The sequence below is a fragment of the Pedobacter caeni genome (genome assembly GCF_900129215.1).
GTDB classification, from domain to species: Bacteria; Bacteroidota; Bacteroidia; order Sphingobacteriales; family Sphingobacteriaceae; genus Pedobacter; species Pedobacter caeni.
In genome coordinates, this window is sequence record NZ_FQUQ01000004.1 from 33551 (window position 1) to 54763 (window position 21213).

The following is a 21213-nucleotide window of genomic DNA, read 5'->3' on the forward strand; positions in this document are numbered from 1 at the left end:
TAATTTGAATAAAAAAATGAATAAAGAAGAGATACTCAGCCACTTACCATACACAAAACCTTTTTTGTTTGTTGATGAACTGGAGCACATCGATGAGAACGGGGTAAAAGGATATTATACTTTTTCAAAAGATCTTGATTTTTATAAAGGCCATTTCAAGGATCATCCGGTAACTCCGGGAGTGATTTTAACAGAAACCATGGCACAGATTGGTTTGGTTTGCCTGGGCATTTACTTAACTGCAACAGCAGCTGCCGGTGTTCCTGGACACGTAATGCTGACTTCCACAGCGATCGATTTCATGAAACCAGTTTTCCCCGGAGAAAAGGTAACCGTCACTGCAGAGAAGGTTTATTTCCGTTTTAAGAAGCTAAACTGTACTGTTCAGATGACAAATGAAGCAGGTGAAGTGGTTTGTAAAGGAACTATCGCGGGAATGGTAACCAATAAAATGAATGCCTAACAGGGTTGTCATAACGGGTATGGGTGTGGTTGCACCAAACGGAGTTGGTTTGAAACCATTTCTGGAAGCCATACAACTGGGCCGTTCAGGGATTGTGAAGGACGCTCAACTTGAGGCACTTCAGTTTTCCTGTCAGATTGCAGGGAAACCTGTACTTCCTGAAGCCTTGATTGCCCGTTATTTCTCGGAACTGGAATGGAGAAATTTCAACAGTTCCGGAATTCTTTATGGGGTAATTGCCGCTATGGATGCCTGGCAGGATGCCGGATTGTCTGTTGCAGCAACTGAAGAGCCCGATTGGGACAGTGGAACCATTTTTGGAACCGGCACTTCCGGAGTGGATAAATTCCGGGAAGCCATTTATAAGATTGATGAATTGCAGGCCAGGAAACTGGGCAGCACCGTAGTTGCACAGACCATGGCCAGCGGCATCAGTGCTTATATTGGTGGAAAGCTTGGGCTGGGAAACCAGGTGAGCACCAACTCTTCGGCTTGTACAACTGGCACAGAAAGCATTTTAATGGCTTATGAGCGCATCAAATCTGGTCAGGCGGTAAGAATGCTTGCCGGAAGTACCAGCGACAGTGGCCCATATATATGGGCCGGATTTGATGCCATGCGGGTATGTACTTTTAAACACAACGGTGCTCCCGAACAGGGCTCCAGGCCGATGAGTGCAAGTGCCAGTGGTTTTGTTCCCGGCAGCGGAGCAGGAGCGCTGGTGCTCGAATCTTTGGAAAGTGCAGTTTCCAGAGGTGCAAGGATTTATGCAGAGGTGCTTGGGGGAAACATCAACTCCGGCGGACAAAGAGGCACAGGAACCATGACAGCCCCAAATGCAATGGCTGTTCAGCGTTGTATTGCCACAGCGGTTTCGGATTCCGGGATTAATGCAGCCGACATTGACCTGATCAATGGTCACCTCACTGCCACCTCAAAAGACGCATTGGAAGTAGAAAACTGGAGTATCGCCCTGCAGAGAACAGGTAAAGATTTTCCTGCGATCAATTCCTTAAAATCTATGGTCGGGCATTGCTTAAGTGCAGCGGGAAGCATTGAATCTGTTGCTGCCGTGCTACAGCTTTATCATGGTTTTATTGCGCCCAACCTGAATTGTGAAGATTTACATCCGGAGATTACCGGACTAATAGATGCATCCTGTATCCCGCAGCAAATGACTACTGAAGATCTCCGTGTTGTGGCCAAGGCGAGCTTTGGATTCGGGGATGTAAACGCTTGTATAATTTTTAAAAAACTTATTGCTTCCTGATCTGTTTGATAAGGAAAGTAATGGGGATCGACTACCATTTCAAAAGAAAACATGGACAGACAATTATTACTCTCAAAGTTAAAAACCATTGTTGCCAGCTACAGTCATGACAAGGATGCCTTAGAGTACCTTAGCGAAACCACAGATTTCACGAAAGACCTGAAAATCAATTCGGCCAACCTGGTGGATGTAGTGCTGGACGTGGAAGAAGAGTTTGACATTGAAATAGATAACCTTTCTATGGAGCGCATGCTCAATGTCAGCGCAGCAATAGAGATTATAGAAAGTAAATTGAAAGAGATTGATCGGAAATGATATTGTTGACCTGCATCAGGCTGATGCAGACAGTAACTGGCGCAGAAAAGGATACCTTCAAAAGGTGTTTTCCAGGGAAGAGCAACAGCTCATACTAAGTGCTTCTAATCCTTGTCAGATGGTCTGGCTCTTATGGAGCATGAAAGAAGCTGTTTATAAGATTCATTCGAGAAGGAAGAACTGGCATGTATTTGCGCCGGTAAAATTGGTTTGTACGGAAGTGAAGCTACATGGAACCTGTGCTACAGGAGTAGTGGTTTGCCAGCGGTTAAAGTATTTCACCCAGAGCGCAGTCAACCCGGAGTTTATTCATACCATGGCGGGCGAAAGTTTTCCTCTTGAGGCGGCACGGATTGACATCAGCTGCTATGATCCTTCTGATGAAAGTTACAGAAACACGGCTCCGGCCACGGTGAGTCACCATGGCCGATACCTTGCATTGGCTTATTTGTAGTTTGGCTGAACCAGATTTTCTTCAATCAGCAGATTGATGATCCCATCGGCCATTCCTACTTTAGGCACATAAATTTGTTTGATTCCTGTCCATTTTAAGAGGGTGATGTAAATTTCACAGGCAGGAATGATCACGTCTGCGCGATCCGGGTTTAGTCCGAATACCTGGATTCTTTCTTTCAAAGAATGTGCATTCAGGTTGTTATAAAGACCTTTTAGCTTTAAGAAAGACATCGGCATTCCCTCTTTCTCATCAGACATGCGGTACAGCTTGTTGATGTTTCCACCCGTTCCGATTGCGGCCAGGTTTTTCAGGGTTTTAGTGTTCTCTTTTACCCAGAGTTTCATCTCTTCCCAGGTTTCTTCCCGATCCTGATTGTCAAGGATCCTGATCGTTCCGATGTCAAAAGATTTAGAAGCGATTGGAATGCGGTTTACAAATACAGAAAGTTCTGTGCTTCCTCCACCTACGTCTATGTACAGGTAACTTTTCTTGTTATCCAGGTTCTCTTCGATGTGATTGGAATAGATGATATTTGCTTCCCTCTGCCCTTCGATGATTTCCAGGTTAAGGTCTGTCAGTTTCTTTACTTTTTTAATGATGTCGGCACCATTGTCTGCCTCGCGCATAGCTGAAGTTGCACATGCCAGGTATTTAGACACCTGATATACGTCCATCAGGTTTTTGAAGGCAGCCATTGTTTTCAGCAGGTCTTCTGTTTTACGTTCTGAGATGCGGTGATCTAAGAAAGCATCATCTCCCAGCCTTAAGGGAACCCTGATTAACGTGTTTTTTTTGAAGCCGAATCCTTCGTCGTTTTTTGTGATATCAGCAATTAATAACCTAACGGCATTTGACCCTATATCTATAGCAGCATATCTAAGCATTGGCTTTATTGATGTTTATTTTTTAAGTAATTGTAGGTCTGCACCTGCGCCCTAACTTTGGTATTGATTCTGTTTTTATGGTATTTATTGTTGTTCAGTCTGGTGATGTCACGGGCCTTTACATTGTCCTGCAGCTGGAACTCGATGATGTCCCTGATTTCCTGTCTCACTTCCTTATCGAGCACCGGAAAGCCCACCTCTACGCGGTGTTCGAAATTCCTGCTCATTAAATCTGCAGAGGAAAGGAACATTTCTTCCTTGCCATTATTTCCAAAGATGAATACCCTGGCATGTTCCAGGAATTTATCGATGATACTGATCACGGTAATGTTTTCGCTAAAGCCTGCAATGCCCGGCACCAGGGTGCAAATCCCCCTTACGATCATCTTTATTTTCACTCCCGCATTGCTTGCTTCGTATAGTTTTTCAACCACACCTTCATCGGCCAGACTGTTTACTTTCAGGATCATGTAAGCAGGTTTACCCTGTTTGGCAATCTTGATTTCGCGGTCAATCAGCCCATAGAATTTCGTTCTCGATTCTAAAGGAGAAACGATTAGGTGTTTGAATCCACTGGCCACTGTCTTTTTATTGAGTGCTGTAAAAAGCTTCAACAGGTCCTGGGTGATTTCTTTTTTGGAAGTAAAGATGCTGTGGTCACAATAAATTCTGGCTGTTTTCTCGTTGAAATTCCCGGTGGCCAGGTTGGCATAATATACTGCCCTACCCTTTTCCATTCTTTTCACCAGACAGATCTTGGAATGCACCTTATAATCGGTCAGTCCGTAGTTTACATTTACACCTTCTTCTTTCAGTCTTGTGCTCCAGAAAATATTGGCCTGTTCATCGAACCTTGCTTTTAATTCTACAAGGCAGTTTACTTTTTTACCATTTTTTGCCGCATTGATCAGGGCATTGACCACCCTTGAATTTTCCGCAAGGCGATATAAAGTGATGTTGATTTCTGTTACTTTCGGATCAATCGCTGCTTCCCTCAGGAAGAGAATGATGTAATCATAAGACTGATAAGGCAGGTTGATCAGGTAATCACGCGTTGCCAGTTTATTGAAGATACTTTCAGTACGGTGTAATCCGGCCACTTTAATTGGCGGATTGGAGGGGTATTCCAATTCCTTGCCACCCACATTTGGGAAGGCAATAAAATCTCCGAAACGATGGTACCTGTTTCCCGGGATCAGGCTTTCGGCTTCTATTTTCATCTTATTTACGAGCACGGTCAGCATTTCGAAAGGCATTTCCGTATCGTACAATAAGCGCATTGGCTTTCCTTTTTTACGTTTATCAAGGCTGCTTCTCAGCTCTTCAATAAACTTATCACTTACATTTTTATCGATGTCCAGTTCCGCATCTCTGGTGAGCTGGATGGAATAAGCATCAAGCTCATCATAATTAAAAACATAAAATATATCGTCCAGACAGTATTTGATGATGTCTTCTGCCAGGATAATGAATTTAAGTCCGTTGGTTTCCGGTAAGACCAGGAAACGTGGAAGGTCCGGTGGCAACTCTATCAGGGCATACCTTGCACCCGTTTTTGAAGATTTTTTCGAAAGCCTCACAAAGAAGTACAGGTAACGGTCTTTAAGTTCTGGAAAAGGTTTCTCCAGATCAACCATGATGGGTACCAGATTGGAAAGGATCTTATCGCGGAAATGGTTTCTTACAAACTCTCCCCTGGCTACGTTTAGCTGGGTTTCATTGAGGATAAAGATCCTGTTTTGTGCCAGTTCATTGATCAGTGTGGCCTGAAACAACTGTTCGAACTTACGTTCCTGTTTGACTACAATGTTTTTTATCTCATTTAAGATCTTCTTGGGATTGAAGCCCAGCAAGGCTTTTGCTTTCTCGTTCAGGTTGGCTAAACGCGTCATGGTGGCTACCCTCACCCTATAAAACTCTTCCAGGTTGGAAGAGAATATAGACAGGAACTTGATCCGCTCAATAAGGGGAACCGTTTCATCTGCAGCTTCCTGCAGGACCCGTTCGTTAAAATATAACCAACTGATCTCTCTATTTAGAAATGGTGCCTTTTTTCTCGTCATGTATAAAATAAAAAAATCCCTGTAAGAAACAGGGATGCTCAAAACTGCAAATTCTATTGTTAAGTAATTGTTAATTATCACTTAACCATAGAATTAAAACTTAACCTCCCGCTATTTGCTCTCTGCAGCGTCCTTGACAGGTGCTGCAGGCGCAGCAGCTGCTTCAGTTTTTGCCGGGGCAACTTCTGGTTTTGCCGGAGTGGCTTTTGGCGCTTCAGCTTTTGGGGCTGCTGGTTTAGCGGCGGCTGGCTTAGCGGTAACAGTCTTAGCTGCAGCAGGTTTCGGAGCAGTAGCTTTAGCTACAGCTGGTTTCTTAGCTACAGCAGGTTTCTTAGCTGCAGCTGGTTTTGCTGGTGCTTTAACTGCAGCAACCACTTCTTTTTTCGCTTCAGCTGCACCCGCAGCTACTGCTTTAGCCACAGTTTTTGTTTTAGCAACTACTTTCTGAGCTGTTTTAGCAATGGCATCAGCTGCTTTTTCTTCGGTAGCAATTGCCGCAACTTTCACGCTTTGCACTACCGGTTTCGCTTTTGCAACGGCTTTCTTAACTACTTTCTTTGCATTTTTAACGTCTTTGGAAACTTCTTTCTTCACCTCTTTCTTTACAGATTTGGCTTTCTTCTCTGCTTTCTTTCCAGCTTTTTCTGCTTTCTTTTTAACTGCATCGCTTGCTGCCGCAGCTTCTTCCAGCTTCTCGTTTACTGCTTTCCTTACTTCAAGGAATTTCTTAGACAGTTTACCCGCAACTACTTTACTTGCTTTGGCAATGTCATCACCTATTTTCTCGGCATCGTGGCCTAAATGTTTTACTACTTCAAAGAACTTATCACTAAGACTCTTTTCCAATTGTTTTTTGGCTGCTTTTTTATCAGCTTTCTTCTGTACTCTTGATTTATTGCCTTTCATATTCTTTATTTATAAGTTTTATTGTTGATCGTATTCTTTGTTTAATGTTTTATATTTGTGTGAAGAACCCTCAATGGGTTAATTACTACGTTAAATCTAATATATTTTTTATTCTAAAGCTATAATCATGCCCACTTTTGATATTGTAAGTAAAGTTGACGCGCAAACCTTTGATAATGCGATGAACAATGCAAAAAAAGAAATCCTGAATCGTTATGATTTCAACACTTCTAAAAGTACAATAGACCATGATAAGAAGACCAATCAGATCACTATTGTAACTGAGGACGATATGCGTTTAAAGGCAATTCAGGACGCTATTATCTCCAGAATGGTGAAACAAGGGCTGGATTCTAACAGTCTGGACTTCGGTAAAGAGACCTACGCTTCAGGAAATATGATCAGAAAAGAGATCTCTATTAAAGAAGGTATTGACAAAGAAACCGCTAAAAAAATTGTTGCAAAAATAAAAGCAAGCGGACTGAAAGTACAGGCTTCGATGATGGATGACCAGGTTCGTGTACAGAGCAAAAGCATTGATGACCTTCAGGGTGTCATTGCACTTTGCAAAGGCGAAGACTTCGGACAGCCTTTGCAATACATCAATATGCGTAACTAATTCTTGGTTACCTCATCTTATCCTCCTGGTTTTCTGAAGATAAGATGAGGTAATTTTATAGGTATAAACCGACACTCATGGAAATTATTGATAGTGGTTTTATTTATTCAGACGACCCACAGAAAATAGATACTGTTGCGGTCCACCATTACCTGAGCACCCAATCTTACTGGGCTCAGAACATCCCTTTAAAAACTGTTCAGAAGTCTATAGACAATTCGCTGTGTTTTGGAATCTACAAAGATGCCGAACAGGTTGGATTCGCCCGATGGATCACCGATAAAGCAACCTTTGCTTATCTGGCAGATGTCTATGTTTCGGAAATCTACCGCGGACAAGGCCTTTCAAAGAAACTCATGTCGCTCATGCTCTTCCACCACGATCTGCAGGGTCTGAGAAGGTATATGCTGGCCACCATGGATGCCCATGGATTATACGAACAATTCGGTTTTAAACACATCGACCATCCCGAAAGACTGATGGCCGTTGTCATCAAAGATGCCTATCTCTAAACCGTTTTCACATCTCCTTCACTGTAATCTTTGATATCGGCAATATACCCGTTCAGGATCAGGAAGTCGAACAATGGTTTTGCATCTGGTGTAACCGGCATATTGGCACTTGTAATTACCGTATTGGTCTTTTTATCCAGGAAAGGATAAGCAAATAAGCGGACGTTCTTACTGAACATATCACTCACATAGCTCAACAACTGGCTGGAATAGTTCTCTCCAAAATTGCTCGAGTTGAACACAAACTTAAGGTTGTTGATATTTGTAGAGATCCCTACACTTTTTGGCTTACAACGGTCTAAATATTTAGCGAGTTTGTTATGTCTGGTAAAATTCGAGACCATCACAAGGTTGCCCGTTTTACACATGTCTTCGGCACGTTTGGCTACCGCTTCCAGATCGAAACTTTCCGGTTCTTCTTCTCCCGAACTCAACACATTAGACATCAGTACCTCAATCAATACACTTAAGTTCTCTTTGCTTACATTTTCGGAGTGTACAAACTGATCTACAGCTTTGTTTAACATGCTGAAGTTTGGATTGGATTTCTGCGCGTACTTGGTCCGCAAAATCATGATATCCTTTTTATATAAAAGGTCTTTAGGCAAACAAGGTTTACCCAGGGAATCAAATATAGCCGCATCCGAGAAGTCCTTTACAATCAGGTAAAGGTTCAAAAGGATGTTATTGATGTTTTTAAATACAGGTCCGTTTACCGAGATTAAATCGATCTCTACAGAGCCTACAGTCAGGTTATCTGCAAGGGATTCGATCATGGTTTTCGGATCCTGGTTATAATAGAAAGCAGCGTAAACCAGGTTTACCCCGATAATTCCCAATACATTTTGCTGCAAAGCAGCATCAGTATCCAGTAACCTGACATGGAAAAAGATCTCATTGGGTTCGCCATCCGGCTCTGCCTGGAAACGGAGTCCGATCCAGCCATGAGGATCATTTGATTTGTTATAATTTAAAGTCGTTACCGTATCTGCAAAGGCAAAGAAAGTACGGTCGTCGTACTTCTCTCCGTGTAACCTTTCATTGAGTAAGCTAAACTCATGGCTCAGCATTTTCAATAACCTGGACTGACTCACATATCTCCCCGATTCTTCGACACCATAGATTGCATCACTAAAGGTCATATCGTAAGCCGACATGGTTTTAGCAACTGTTCCTGAAGCAGCCCCTGCGGTAAAAAAGTTACGGGCCACTTCCTGTCCTGCACCGATCTCTGCAAAAGTTCCGTAAATCTTAGGGTTTAAGTTAATCTTCAAAGCTTTACGCTTGGTATCCAGAATTTCTCTTTCCATTTTGCAAAAATAACACAATAACGCGGATTTCAGGCCATAAAATTGCCTATCTTGATTTCAATTTTTTTAAGATCAAAACACTACCTTGGTTGTCAGATGCTAAACGTTAAAAACCTCGACATAGAATTCCTCAATAAAGAAGATAAATCCTGGCTAAAAGCTGTGAATGATATCAGTTTCAGAGTGGAAAAAGGAAAAGTTCTGGGTATTGTCGGGGAATCGGGATCCGGAAAATCGGTGACTTCATTTTCCATTATGAGGTTACATGATCCGGAAAGCACAAAGATTACCGGAGATATCGAGTTTGATAAGATTGACCTGCTTGGACTATCTGCTGCAGAGATCAGAAAATACAGGGGCAATAAAATTGCAATGATTTTTCAGGAACCCATGACCTCACTGAATCCTGTTTTTACCTGCGGGTATCAGGTTCAGGAAGCCATCATACTACATCAGCACAGCGATAAAAACGAAGCCCGTGAACGGACCATAGCCTTGTTTAAAGAGGTGCAACTCCCCCGCCCTGAGCAGATCTTTGAAAGTTATCCCCATCAGCTGTCCGGCGGACAAAAGCAAAGGGTAATGATCGCCATGGCACTGAGCTGTAATCCTGAGTTGTTAATTGCCGATGAGCCCACAACAGCATTGGATGTTACCGTGCAAAAAACAATCCTGGAGCTATTGCTGAGGTTAAAGGAAGAACGACAAATGGCCATGATTTTCATTTCCCATGATCTCGCAGTGATCCGGGAGATTGCAGATGAGGTTGCGGTGATGTATAAAGGGAATATCGTGGAACAGGGTCCGGCAAAATATGTGTTTGAATCGCCGGAACACCCTTATACCAAAGGATTACTCGCCTGCAGACCCGACCCTAAACATTTATTAAAGAAACTACCCGTTGTTGCAGATTTCTTAAACGAAAACAAAGAAATGGCGGTTGCCCATTTACTGGAAAGCAATGCTTACACCTTTTCAGAAATTGCAGCACGGAGAAAAACATTATATGCGCAAGCGCCCATCCTTCAGGTCAAAAACCTATGTACCTGGTATCCGATAAAGAAAGGGATGTTTGGCAAACCTACAGCCTTTGTGAAGGCGGTGGATGATATTTCCTTTGATATCTTTCCCGGTGAAACACTTGGCTTAGTCGGGGAATCTGGTTGTGGCAAGACCACATTGGGCAGAAGTATACTCAGACTTGTAGAACCAACTTCAGGAGAATTGTTATTTGAAGGCACAGATATCCTTTCCCTGAGCAAAACTGCCCTAAGGAAAATGAGAAGAGAAGTACAGATCATCTTTCAGGACCCTTACTCTTCTTTAAATCCCCGGCTGACTGTAGGTAATGCCTTGATGGAACCTTTGCAGGTCCATGGGGTCTTTGATAACGATCAGCAACGAAAAGCACATGTACTGGAATTACTGGAACGGGTGGATTTGAAAAAGGAATATTTTAACAGGTATCCGCATGAGTTTTCCGGTGGTCAACGTCAGCGGATTGTGATTGCAAGAGCATTGGCACTTCAGCCTAAATTTATCATATGTGATGAATCTGTATCTGCCCTGGACGTTTCTGTGCAGGCACAGGTATTGAATTTGTTGCGCCAGTTGCAGCTGGATTTCGGGCTGACCTATATTTTCATCTCACATGATCTTTCCGTAGTGAAACACATATCTGACCGGATGATTGTGATGAATAAGGGAAAAGTTGAAGAAACTGGTTTTCCGGAAGACATTTATAACCATCCTAAAGCGGAGTATACCAAGAAATTAATTACCGCGATTCCTGGTGCTAACCGCTAATGAATCTCCAGTTCATCCTGCCCTGCTGCAAGACGTAACAGAGCCGTATTGAGCAAACGCCTGACCACTCTTTCTTTCACTTTATCATAATGTTTTAACAGCACCATTACTTTAAATATGGCGGCATCTTTATTGATGGCAATGGTCTTTACCGACAAGCCTCCTTCCATCACGTTTTCCGTATTATTGGCAATGGCATTATTCAGGTATTCTTCGAGAAAAGCAGGCGTATATCCATTTTTCAAAGGCATATCAAATTCAATGCTGAGCTTCTTCGTATTTTGCTTAGACTGATTGATGATGACAGAACTGAAAGCCACAGAATTTGGGATGATCACCATATCACTATCTTCATTTTGAAGGATCATATTGATCAGGGTGATGTCCAGAATTTTTCCTTCATGATCTCCCAAACGAATGTGATCGCCCAAAGAAAGCCTATCGGAAAACATAATGATCAGTCCATTGATCATATTGCCAATGTAATCTTTAAAAGTTACAGCGAGAGCCGCAGCAACAATGGAAACGCTAAAGATCAGATCTTTTGGGTTGACATCGAAAAAAGAGGTAAACGCGATCGCAAAAAAGACAGTATTCAGGATAGACACGACCCTGTTGATTCCAAGAATAAAGTTATCCTTTATGTTCTTTTTTAACTTGTGTTTTTTAACATACCAATAAATAACAATTAACCGGATGATAGAAATGATCAGACTTGGACCTAAAAAGAGGATGGCAGTATCTGCAAATTTATCCAGCGTGGGAAACTCCTTATAAATCTCCGGACTGATGACATAAAAATAGATTAATACGAAGCATATGAATGCTTTTACCAGGATCATCAAGATCTCCTTACCTGTTTGTCTTTCTTTGTCTTCTATCATTTTTAACTGGAGTTTTTAATTAAAAGGGGTTCATTTTCTCCGGTAAAAACAAAGGTACAAAATTCATGGTGTGATTTTATTCAGGTAAAAAAACTGCGGTATAGTATAAATGATCAAAAAGCGTAATGGCGTCCTCCCCCATCAACAATTGCCACCGTACCGGTGATGTATTTCGCCCTTGGGGAGACCAGGAAAGTAGCCATATTGGCAATATCCTGGGCCTCGCCAAAATCTCCCAGGGGAATTTCCCGCTCTGCATGTTCTTTACGTTGTTCATCGGTAAAAAACCGACGGATATTTTCTGTGTCGATCAAGCCTGGCTGCAAAGAATTGACCCTGATATTGTATTTTCCCAATTGCCCTGATAATTGTTTGGACCAGACCACGATTGCTGCTTTGGCAACCGCAGAAGCATTGACCATTCTCAACTCATAAGTGCTGGTCACATTCAGGATGGAACCCTGCTTACGTTCCATAAACTGCGGCAAAAGTTGTTGCGTCAGCTGACGGTGGCGATCGAAATCCAGTGTCATAGATGCAGCCCATTCTTCTTCTGGCCCGATCACATCCAATGGCCGACTGCGCCCGGCATTGTTCACCAGAATATCAACATGTCCGAGGCTCGACAATGCAGCAGCGGCTATCCTTTCAGGTGCATCCACAGCAACGAAATCCTGAACAAAGGGAACTGGCTCGATCCCACCCGCTTTTCCGATTTCTTCTCTCAGACTATTTAGCAAATCTTCGTTTCTTCCTGTTGCAAAAACCTTCACGCCCTCGGCAGCCAACTCTTTTGCGATTGCCCGTCCGAGTCCCTGACTAGCACCTGTCACTACCGCTGTTTTACCGTTTAAATAGAGATCCATAATTTTATATTTAAGATGACCGCATTTTCTATGGTCAGATTATAAAAATGATTTTCGTAAATTCCATTGTAAAAGTAGCTTGCAGTAGCTAATTTTACATCAGCTACAGCCAATTGTGCGGTACGAACAAACATGTAAGTAATGGCAGAGAGAAAGAAAAATTCGACTTATACCCGAAACGAACAATGTATCATTGAATGTGATCTTACTTATGCCGTGAACAAAATCAATGGCAGGTGGAAAATACTGATATTAAGTAAACTGGAATCAGGAAAGATGAGGTTCGGAGAGTTGAGAAAAGAGTTTTCTTATATTACAGAGCGTATGCTAACCCTGCAACTACGTGCGATGGAAAAAGATGGCCTTGTTAAACGTACTGTCTATCCTGAAATCCCTCCGAGAGTGGAGTATGAACTCACTGAGATGGCCATGGCGTTCGGGCCTATTTTCAAGCAACTGAGTGAATGGGGAGGCAAATACCGGTTTCCGGTTAAGGAAGATCTGGAAGAGAAATTATAAGATTTCAGCATTTTACATCCCCATGCTTTTACCTTCTATCCTCTTCAGAGTTCGAAGGATTTAGTTTTTCATGTTTGATTTTTTTGTTTCCAAACTTATATTGTAAAGCCAATCTAAAAAATCTGGGTTCCCAATAGTTGTAAAAATTCTGATGAATCGCATTCACCCGGGTGGAAAACCTCTGCGAATTAGATTTTAAGAGATCCGAAACATTCAGCCCTACACTAAGATCCTTTTTAAACAGTAAAAATTTCAGGCCCAGATCCAGGTTATATTGTTTCCTGTAAACTGCTTCTAACGCTATGTTTGAAGATTGGTACCAGAAATTCAGTTCTGCCGAGATGGTTTTCGCCTCATTAAACATAATCTGGTTATTAATCATGAAATACCATCCTTTAAGCTTCGTGTCTGATATAGCGCTAATTTTAGCCAGGTTTTCCTTATAAAACCCTTGTAATTGCACATTGCTTTCCAGCCATCCTGCCGTTCGGATCGACTTGGTTAACATTAACTGATACAAACTAGTATTCATATAATTTAATGCCTGATGAGCAACAACGTTATCTGGCTGGAAAACGGCAATCTGTTCAAAATTATCTTTGGTATTTGAATAAGAAAAAGTAGTAATGAATGTTTGATGAAAAGTATGGGAAATATCCAGGTTATTGGTCAATGATGGCCTCAGGAAAGGGTTACCTTCCCAATAATCATAGGCATTAACATATACCCTGAATGGATTCAGCAACCTAAAACCAGGCCTGTCTATTCGCCTTCCATAAGTCAGATCAAAATTGTTATTTTCATTCAGACTGTACCCTATCCCCAATGAAGGGAAAAGCTGCAAATAATCCTTTTGGAAAGAAGTTTGCTGAATGGCTTCAGACAGTCCCCTGGTCTGTGTATATTCCATTCTCAAACCCAGTTGAAACTTCCATTTGTCAAATGTCTTTTTAAGATCTGAAAACACGGCCTGTCTGTTCTCTTTATAGGTAGAAACAGGTGATTGTGAGGCATTAAAAACATATTGACCATTCATTCCTTCAAATATTTGAGAATTATTCCTCAAATTAATAAAGGTAGCTTTACCTCCAACAGACAGTTCATACCCGTCAAAAGGAAGTTTTAGCTCCGTATTGATCGTGAATACACCTAAACCTGCTTTGTTTTCGCTTCTTGCCTCAGACCGGCTACCTAACTGATTTTCAGCAAAATTCAGGTAATTCTGACTCCACAAATTCTGGTTTCTATTTTCAGCTCTGTCTAACCATTCTGCCACTACAGCCAGTGATTTCCCATCGGAATCAAAGTTATGTTTCAATTGAAACCCAAAGAGGGACTGCCTGTTTTTTCGGTCCAGGGCAGTGATACCGTTACTTATTGAGTCCAGATGCTGGTTAATATTAAAAATATTAGTCGTGTAATTCGTCTTTTTATCAGATTTTTTATTTGCACTTGAATAGCTAAAGTTAACCTGTGTCTGATTTGAAAGCCGGTATTGAATATCCAGATTTGAATTGAAACTATTGTTCTTATCGATGCCGGTTCCCTGGAGATACCAGGTTTGGCCAGGATAATAAGTATCAATTCCATTTCTTTCCAGATCTGTCCCCGAGGCAAGAGATAGCCCCCCATTGAAACTCCACCTTCCTTTATTGACAACTAAACTGGCATTCTCATTAAAGCTTGCGTAGCGGTGTTGCTTATAGCTCAGGTTCACAGTTGCATTATAGCCTTCCTGACTGTTTTTCTTCGTCAGTATATTTAGTATCCCACTACTCCCCTGCGCTTCGTAACTTGCCGATGGATTGGTGATCACTTCAATTTTTGCAATATCACTGGAGGGAATAGTTTTCAGAAAACTCACCAAATCCTCTCCGGATAACTGCAGTACTTTGTCGTCAATTGTCACAATAACCCCGCTTTTCCCAACCAGACCGATTTCTCTCGATGAGGTCCTTATACCAGGTGTTTTTCCAAGCAAGGTAAAGGCATCTCCTCCCATCGCTGTGACACTACTGGCAACATCTATCACATATTTATCCGCCTTTCTTTCGATGAGGTTTTTCCTTGAACTAATCATGACTTCATTTAATTTATTGCTGATCTCTTCAAGCTCGACATTCACTATGGTATCTTTAGAAATCAACAATGATAACCTTTGCCTTTTAAAATTGATATCCTGAAAGAAGAGATCATGCGAAACGGCCTTATTAATTTTCAATCTATAATTTCCCAAAGTATCTGTTGTCGTTTGGGCAATAAGTGAGGAATCCTGCTTAATCACGACGTTAACAAATGGAATAGGCATTTTATTCCGGTCTGAGACTTTACCGGAAATGAAGATCTGGGCAGCCCCGGTTAGGGGAAACAGGAACATGATGTAAAAAAGCAATTTCATTTAATTATGGTTTAGTATTTCGATTCCGAGCAAACTAAACCATAATTAAATATGCCTTAAAATTTTTTATGCTGATGTACAGTGCTATTATCCGGACGGTTGTTTTTCTGATGTAGGTTACAATAAAAACTTATTGAAAGTAGATTGTAAGCAATCTCTATAGCTTTTCCCAACCGCAACTTTCTGCCCTTTTAAAAAAATATGATTGTCCTCAAACAAATCTATATTAGTCATATTCACAATGTAAGAATTATGAACCCTCATGAATTCATCAGGTAAATTGTCTATCAAATCTCTGAGTGATTTGTAATACACATATTTCTTTTCACTTAGTGTTGAAATTTCCACGTAGTTTCCTAAACCCCTGATCACTGTGACATCATCAAAATATAATTTTATTAGCTTTTTATCCGTTTTAATGAATGTAAATTGTTCTTTGTTCATAAAGAGGTCAGACCGTTTTTAGATATGGCATTCAAATCTGGTCGCTGATAAATGTATAAAAAAATGTCGAAACAGTTTAATTCCTTGATTTCAGCAAACAGAATGCTTAAAATTTAACGTATTTTAGAAGGAAACCAGGCCATAGGAATATCCGCTTCAAATGAATTGTTGCCATTATTAATTCTGTTTTCAAACCTTCCTTCTATTTTAAAGCCAAGATTTTCATATAACTGAATCGCCTTAATATTTGATTCCCTGGCAATCAGTTCGACCCTTAATATATCTGGTCTGTTCAACTGAACATCACCCAGTAAAGCTTGAAAAAGTTGTTTTCCTAAACCCTTGCCCTGATACTCAGGATGAACAGCAACGGTCAATTCTGATAAAATATGTTTAAAGACTCCTGGTTCCAATTGATAACAATGAATTTCGGCTATAATTTCCTGTTCATTTAATGGATCAATAACAACAAACTGCAATCCGTTTTCAAAGGATTTATTGCTAAAATTTTCAACGTAAGCCCTGGTAATTTCGTTTTCTGTCCGGGCAAGACCGCCAATGTTTTTACTAACCGTTTTATAGAGTTCAAAAATTTGACTTGCGTCTTCGGGAGTAGCTTTTCGTATGATAGATTGAGTAACGTTCATTTGCGACAGTTCCTGATTTTACTAAAGATATTTTATAGAAATACGTCATAAATATCCTAATATTAAACAACAATCAAAATCCAATTCTCCATTTGAGACGGTGCTTAATTAAAAACTTTTACAATGAAACTAAATTTTGAAACGCTGATCATCTTTGTTCAGGATATTGATAAACTAAAACCCTTTTATGTTGATGTTTTAAAACTTGAGATTATGGAAGAATTCAAATCTGAATGGCTGCTTTTGGGTTCAGGCAATTGCAAAATTGGATTACACAAAATCGGAGATCAATATCTGGAGGAGGGTGCAGCACCCTTTAAATTTGACAACAATACCAAGGTTGTTTTTGAAATAGATGAAGACATCCATCGGGTCAGAACCACCCTACTTAGTGAGGGGGTATCTATGAAAGAGGTCACCACCTTTGAAGGTTATGATTATTTACTCTGTGATGGAGAAGATCCTGAAGGAAATGTCTTCCAAATCAAACAAAGAAAGCCCAGAACTGTCATTTCAAATCCCTCTTAAACACATTTCACCAGCGCTTCGGCCGCTTTTTCAGTTCAAATTGTTACCTTCGAAAGATTCATATCTATACTATGGCAAAAAATAAATCATCTCACTTAGAACTCGTTCTGATACAATTAATCAGCGATGTTCTGGAGAAAAGCAATAAAGAGGCTTTAAATTACAAACAAGTCTCTGCAAAATTAAACATTACGGATACCGCTTCGAAAGAAACAATCTTAGACATACTAAAACAACAGACACGTAAAGGGGTGTTTTCGGAACCTGAAAGAGGAAAGTTCCGTTTAAAAGACCTTAAGGTTTACCTCACAGGTAAAGTAGACATGACCGCTGATGGTTCAGCGTTTATTGTTCCTGATGATGAGTTTGAGAAAGACGTTTTCGTCTCTTCGAGAAAGCTTCACAATGCCCTGCATGCCGATAAGGTAAAGGTTTACATTTACGCCAAGAAAAGCGGCCGTAAAAATGAAGGCGAAGTGGTTGAGATCATTGAGCGAGCAAAAACCGATTTCATTGGGGTCATCAAGATTTCTGACCGTTTCGCTTTTGTAAATATCGACGACCGTAAAATGATGCAGGACATCTTTGTTCCTCTGAGCGACCTTAACGGAGCTAAAAACGGACAAAAGGTACAAGTCAGCATTACAGACTGGCCTGATGGCGCAAAGAATCCTATTGGTAAAATCATTGCGATCCTTGGTGAACAGGGAGAGAACAATACCGAAATGAATGCGATTCTGGCGCAATACGGTTTCCCGCTCAGCTTCCCTCCGGAGGTTGAAAAAGAAGCCAATGCGATTCCTGAACAGGTAACCGAAGCAGAGATCAAAGACCGTAAGGACTTCAGGGATACGGTAACCTTTACCATTGACCCCGCAGATGCTAAAGATTTCGATGATGCGATTTCCTTCAAAAAACTGGAAAACGGGAATTATGAGATCGGTGTACACATTGCAGATGTTTCTCACTATGTGAAGCCAAATTCTCCGCTGGACAAAGAAGCTTATGGAAGAGCAACCTCGGTATACCTGGTAGACCGTGTGATTCCTATGCTTCCTGAGCGCTTAAGTAATGGGGTATGCTCTCTTCGTCCCCACGAAGATAAACTGTGCTTTGCAGCAGTCTTTGAACTGGACGACAAAGCAAACATCATCACAGAATGGTTCGGCAGAACAGTGATTCACTCCAACAGGCGCTTCAGCTATGAAGAAGCCCAGGAAGTGATTGAAACGAAGACTGGCGACCATGCAGAAGAAATTCTTAAACTAAATGAACTTGCCTATATATTAAGGGACAAGAAGTTTAAAAACGGAGCCATCAGCTTTGAGAGCACTGAAGTTAAATTCAAACTGGATGAAACCGGAAAACCGATCGGTGTATTCGTTAAAGAACGTAAAGATGCACATAAACTAATCGAAGATTATATGCTGCTGGCCAATAAAAAGGTGGCAGAGTTTATCGCCAAAAAGGGAAAAGGAAAGCAAAAATATACCTTTATCTACCGTTCGCACGATTCACCAAACCTGGAAAACCTGGGCAACTTCGCACTCTTTGCCGCACGTTTCGGCTATAAGATCAATATGAAATCGGATAAGGACATTGCGAAATCACTGAATTACCTGATGGAAGATGTGGAAGGTAAAAAGGAACAGAATGTGCTGACACAACTGGCGATCCGTTCCATGGCAAAAGCGGTTTATACCACTAAGAAAACAAGCCATTACGGATTGGCATTTGACCATTATACCCACTTTACTTCGCCAATCAGGCGATACCCTGATGTAATGGTTCACCGCTTGCTTGCAGCATACCTGAACAACGAAAAATCGGCAAATGCCGAAGAATATGAAGTAGCTGCCTCTCACTCCTCTTCTATGGAAAAACGTGCTGCAGATGCAGAACGCGCTTCGATCAAATACAAACAGGCAGAATACCTGGAAGAGAACATTGGCAATACCTTCCTGGGGATCATCTCTGGTGTGACTGAATGGGGAATGTATGTGGAGCTGGTAGACAACAAATGTGAAGGCATGATCCGCCTGAGGGACTTATCAGACGATTTCTACGTCCTTGACGAAAAGAACTACTGTATCATCGGTCAGCGTAAAAAGAAAACTTACCAGCTGGGTGATGAAGTACAGGTAAAAGTCAAAAAAGTAGACCTCTCAAAAAGACAGATAGATTTTTCTCTAATCCAATAATATTAAAACAGATACTTCGGTAAATTCCTTTGCAAAAAATGTATACTCCTGCCCAATTACAAGAAATAATAGAAAACGCTATTCAAAACATTCAATATCCTTCACATCCTGATCGGCTTTATCAGCCCATTAGTTATATCATGAGCCTGGGGGGCAAAAGAATACGGCCAGCATTGGTATTGATGGCAGCTGATTTATTCGGGGCGGACCTGGAAAAGGCCATTCCTGCAGCATTGGCCATTGAAACTTTTCATAATTTCACGTTAATCCATGACGACATCATGGACAATGCCCCGTTGCGCAGGGGGAAACAAAGCGTACATGAAAAGTGGGGCGTAAACAATGCGATCCTGAGTGGGGATGTGATGATGGTAGAATCGAACAAACACCTTTCCATGTTGGATACTGCGGTACTTAAAGACGCGCTGAACACCTTTAATGCCACTGCACAAGGCGTATGTGAAGGCCAGCAGCTGGATATGGAATTTGAGGAACGTGAATTCGTGAGCATTGAAGAATACATCAATATGATCCGCCTGAAGACTGCAGTATTGCTTGGAGGTGCCATGAAATTAGGTGCCCAGGTTGCCGGTGCCAGTCCGGCAGATGCTGAGCAGCTGTATCAGTTTGGAGAAAACATCGGCATTGCTTTTCAATTGCAGGACGACATTCTGGACGTATATGGTGATCCTGAAAAATTCGGAAAGCAGGTTGGTGGAGACATCATCGCCAATAAAAAGACCTTACTCCTGCTGAAACTGAAAGAACTTGCCGGCGATTCGGACCTGGTAGAACTGGAAAAACAAAGTTTAAATCAGGATTTTGACGATAAGATCAGTAATACCACCCTCTTGTATAACAAATACAACATCAGGGAACTGGCCAGCGTGGAGATGAAAGCCTATTCAGAGAAAGCATTCAATGCGTTGAGCGCATTAGCGGTCCCTGAGGAGCGTAAAAAAGAATTGATACTATTATCTAATCAATTGATGAACAGAGAGCACTAGTCGCTTTAAAACGTTGTCAAAATATTTCTAAAGCAGTTGTTGGAAGCCTCATTAATCTTCTAACAGCTGCTTTACTTTTTCTGAGGTCAGCGGTTTTACATAAAAGTCTTTTACGCACATAAAGGATTTAGCCCTGAGGCGTTCTCTGGGGTCGATGGAGGAAGATACGATCACCACATCGATAAATACATTATGCTCTTCCATCATGTGAAGGAATTTCCAGCCATCAATTTCCGGCATATGCAGGTCCAGAAGGATCAGATCCGGATGGTGTGTTTTAATATACCCCAATGCAATTTGCGGATCATCAAATAGTGCTATTTTTTTATCGCTATGGTGTTTTTTGATCAGCATCTGATGTAACCTGTTTGTGATGACATCATCATCTACCAGGACAATATGCTTATGCTCTCCCTTATCATTTAAAGTATCAAAGAAATCGGTATGCTCCTGCTGATGAAGGATAGAATTGAGCATTTTAATGATTTCATCCAGCTTTAATGCCTGCAGGTTAATGTCACTGAGCAGCTGATTGATTTTAAGGATATCATAAGATTCCAGAGGCTGGTAATTGGTGATGGTGGAAAGGCTTAAGATATTGGTGATCGGTGCCCTTAACTCATGGGAGGTCAGGTGTGAATACTCCGTCAGCATTTTCATAGGCCCCAATACATGCGTATTATTGATCAGGGTACAAATGACCTGATCCTCCTCCCCATCTTTTGACAATGGAGTAAAGATAATCTGCAGAAAAAGATCATTTGATTTCTCAATAGCGAAGCGCTGTTCAATGCTGAAACTTAGCCCTCCGAAGCACCTGTCCAGCAGGTTTTGAAAATTCTTCCTGTATTTCTGAGCAATCATTTCCACAGCAGAATCCCCAATTGAGGGACTTTTAGCAAGAAAGCTTCCCAGATCCTGCTGAGGCTCCATCTTAAAAAATGTGACCTTATAATTTTTATCAATTAAGAAAAATGAACTGTTTGCACTTTCGCAAATCCTTCTAGTTGGCATGTTTGACCTCTTTTATACCATTAAATGAACATAAATAGGTATAAATACATACTACCTGACATTCATTTCCTAGCTTTAGCATTAACATAATTAAACCGTA

The 21213-nt window shown here is 41.3% G+C and carries 21 protein-coding genes; 11 read left to right on the forward strand and 10 right to left on the reverse strand.

The window, feature by feature from the left end; all coding sequences use genetic code 11:
* Positions 1–16: 16 nt before the first annotated feature.
* From BUC20_RS19490 to BUC20_RS19505, 4 genes are read left to right on the forward strand one after another with little or no spacing between them, the layout of a single operon-like run.
* Positions 17–463 (forward strand): 3-hydroxyacyl-ACP dehydratase FabZ family protein, encoded by a 447-nt coding sequence (locus tag BUC20_RS19490; RefSeq protein ID WP_073232777.1) that lies wholly within the window; start codon positions 17–19, stop codon positions 461–463.
* On the forward strand, positions 456–1733 hold the full coding sequence (locus BUC20_RS19495; RefSeq protein ID WP_073232778.1) for a beta-ketoacyl-[acyl-carrier-protein] synthase family protein: 1278 nt from the start codon (positions 456–458) through the stop codon (positions 1731–1733). The genes BUC20_RS19490 and BUC20_RS19495 overlap by 8 nt, the downstream gene beginning before the upstream one ends.
* A 51-nt stretch (positions 1734–1784) precedes the next feature.
* Positions 1785–2048, forward strand: coding sequence for an acyl carrier protein (locus BUC20_RS19500; protein WP_073232779.1), 264 nt, complete (start codon positions 1785–1787; stop codon positions 2046–2048).
* On the forward strand, positions 2035–2502 hold the full coding sequence (locus BUC20_RS19505; RefSeq protein WP_073232780.1) for a 4'-phosphopantetheinyl transferase family protein: 468 nt from the start codon (positions 2035–2037) through the stop codon (positions 2500–2502). The genes BUC20_RS19500 and BUC20_RS19505 overlap by 14 nt, the downstream gene beginning before the upstream one ends.
* Here BUC20_RS19505 and BUC20_RS19510 read toward each other — a convergent pair.
* From BUC20_RS19510 to BUC20_RS33945, 3 genes are all read right to left on the reverse strand, one after another.
* Positions 2493–3389, reverse strand: a complete 897-nt coding sequence (locus BUC20_RS19510) for a Ppx/GppA phosphatase family protein (protein ID WP_073232781.1) — start codon at positions 3387–3389, stop codon at positions 2493–2495. The two genes, BUC20_RS19505 and BUC20_RS19510, sit on opposite strands and share 10 nt — an antisense overlap.
* A gap of 5 nt (positions 3390–3394) precedes the next feature.
* Positions 3395–5452: a polyphosphate kinase 1 gene (gene ppk1, locus BUC20_RS19515; protein ID WP_073233865.1), complete on the reverse strand. Its 2058-nt coding sequence runs from the start codon at positions 5450–5452 to the stop codon at positions 3395–3397.
* A 111-nt stretch (positions 5453–5563) separates the two neighbouring features.
* Positions 5564–6358: a hypothetical protein gene (locus BUC20_RS33945; RefSeq protein WP_084529085.1), complete on the reverse strand. Its 795-nt coding sequence runs from the start codon at positions 6356–6358 to the stop codon at positions 5564–5566.
* 127 nt (positions 6359–6485) lie between these two features.
* On the opposite strand from BUC20_RS33945, the gene BUC20_RS19525 reads away from it, so the two are divergent.
* Together BUC20_RS19525 and BUC20_RS19530 are read left to right on the forward strand one after the other, a co-directional pair.
* Positions 6486–6977 carry a YajQ family cyclic di-GMP-binding protein gene (locus tag BUC20_RS19525; RefSeq protein ID WP_073232782.1) on the forward strand — a complete coding sequence of 164 codons (492 nt, stop codon included), beginning with the start codon at positions 6486–6488 and terminating at the stop codon, positions 6975–6977.
* A 77-nt stretch (positions 6978–7054) separates the two neighbouring features.
* Positions 7055–7489, forward strand: a complete 435-nt coding sequence (locus tag BUC20_RS19530) for a GNAT family N-acetyltransferase (protein WP_073232783.1) — start codon at positions 7055–7057, stop codon at positions 7487–7489.
* Here BUC20_RS19530 and BUC20_RS19535 read toward each other — a convergent pair.
* Positions 7486–8799 (reverse strand): nicotinamide mononucleotide adenylyltransferase, encoded by a 1314-nt coding sequence (locus BUC20_RS19535; protein ID WP_073232784.1) that lies wholly within the window; start codon positions 8797–8799, stop codon positions 7486–7488. The two genes, BUC20_RS19530 and BUC20_RS19535, sit on opposite strands and share 4 nt — an antisense overlap.
* Positions 8800–8895: 96 nt before the next feature.
* On the opposite strand from BUC20_RS19535, the gene BUC20_RS19540 reads away from it, so the two are divergent.
* Positions 8896–10605, forward strand: a complete 1710-nt coding sequence (locus tag BUC20_RS19540) for an ABC transporter ATP-binding protein (RefSeq protein ID WP_073232785.1) — start codon at positions 8896–8898, stop codon at positions 10603–10605.
* Here BUC20_RS19540 and BUC20_RS19545 read toward each other — a convergent pair.
* Together BUC20_RS19545 and BUC20_RS19550 are read right to left on the reverse strand one after the other, a co-directional pair.
* Positions 10602–11489, reverse strand: coding sequence for a mechanosensitive ion channel family protein (locus tag BUC20_RS19545; RefSeq protein ID WP_073232786.1), 888 nt, complete (start codon positions 11487–11489; stop codon positions 10602–10604). The genes BUC20_RS19540 and BUC20_RS19545 overlap by 4 nt on opposite strands.
* A gap of 113 nt (positions 11490–11602) precedes the next feature.
* Positions 11603–12355 (reverse strand): SDR family NAD(P)-dependent oxidoreductase, encoded by a 753-nt coding sequence (locus BUC20_RS19550; RefSeq protein ID WP_073232787.1) that lies wholly within the window; start codon positions 12353–12355, stop codon positions 11603–11605.
* 141 nt (positions 12356–12496) lie between these two features.
* On the opposite strand from BUC20_RS19550, the gene BUC20_RS19555 reads away from it, so the two are divergent.
* The gene (locus tag BUC20_RS19555; RefSeq protein WP_073232788.1) at positions 12497–12874 is read left to right on the forward strand and encodes a winged helix-turn-helix transcriptional regulator; all 378 of its coding nucleotides are present in this window, start codon (positions 12497–12499) and stop codon (positions 12872–12874) included.
* Between the two features lie 28 nt (positions 12875–12902).
* On the opposite strand, the gene BUC20_RS19560 is transcribed toward BUC20_RS19555, so the two are convergent.
* The 3 genes from BUC20_RS19560 to BUC20_RS19570 form a co-directional block, all read right to left on the reverse strand.
* A complete protein-coding gene (locus BUC20_RS19560; RefSeq protein ID WP_073232789.1) occupies positions 12903–15272 on the reverse strand; it encodes a TonB-dependent receptor domain-containing protein in 2370 nt (789 codons plus the stop codon).
* Between the two features lie 117 nt (positions 15273–15389).
* Complete coding sequence (locus tag BUC20_RS19565; RefSeq protein WP_073232790.1) at positions 15390–15716, reverse strand: LytR/AlgR family response regulator transcription factor; 327 nt, start codon at positions 15714–15716, stop codon at positions 15390–15392.
* 113 nt (positions 15717–15829) lie between these two features.
* Positions 15830–16363, reverse strand: coding sequence for a GNAT family N-acetyltransferase (locus BUC20_RS19570; RefSeq protein WP_073232791.1), 534 nt, complete (start codon positions 16361–16363; stop codon positions 15830–15832).
* Positions 16364–16486: 123 nt separating this feature from the next.
* Here BUC20_RS19570 and BUC20_RS19575 point away from each other — a divergent pair, with 123 nt between their 5' ends.
* The 3 genes from BUC20_RS19575 (at position 16487) to BUC20_RS19585 (ending at position 20099) form a co-directional block, all read left to right on the forward strand.
* Positions 16487–16891 (forward strand): VOC family protein, encoded by a 405-nt coding sequence (locus tag BUC20_RS19575; protein ID WP_073232792.1) that lies wholly within the window; start codon positions 16487–16489, stop codon positions 16889–16891.
* A gap of 71 nt (positions 16892–16962) precedes the next feature.
* Positions 16963–19092, forward strand: a complete 2130-nt coding sequence (rnr, locus tag BUC20_RS19580; protein ID WP_073232793.1) for a ribonuclease R — start codon at positions 16963–16965, stop codon at positions 19090–19092.
* Positions 19093–19130: 38 nt separating this feature from the next.
* On the forward strand, positions 19131–20099 hold the full coding sequence (locus BUC20_RS19585; RefSeq protein ID WP_073232794.1) for a polyprenyl synthetase family protein: 969 nt from the start codon (positions 19131–19133) through the stop codon (positions 20097–20099).
* Positions 20100–20150: 51 nt separating this feature from the next.
* Here the strand turns inward: BUC20_RS19585 and BUC20_RS33585 are convergent, their stop codons facing one another.
* A complete protein-coding gene (locus tag BUC20_RS33585) occupies positions 20151–21113 on the reverse strand; it encodes a response regulator (protein WP_084529087.1) in 963 nt (320 codons plus the stop codon).
* Positions 21114–21213 lie beyond the last annotated feature (100 nt).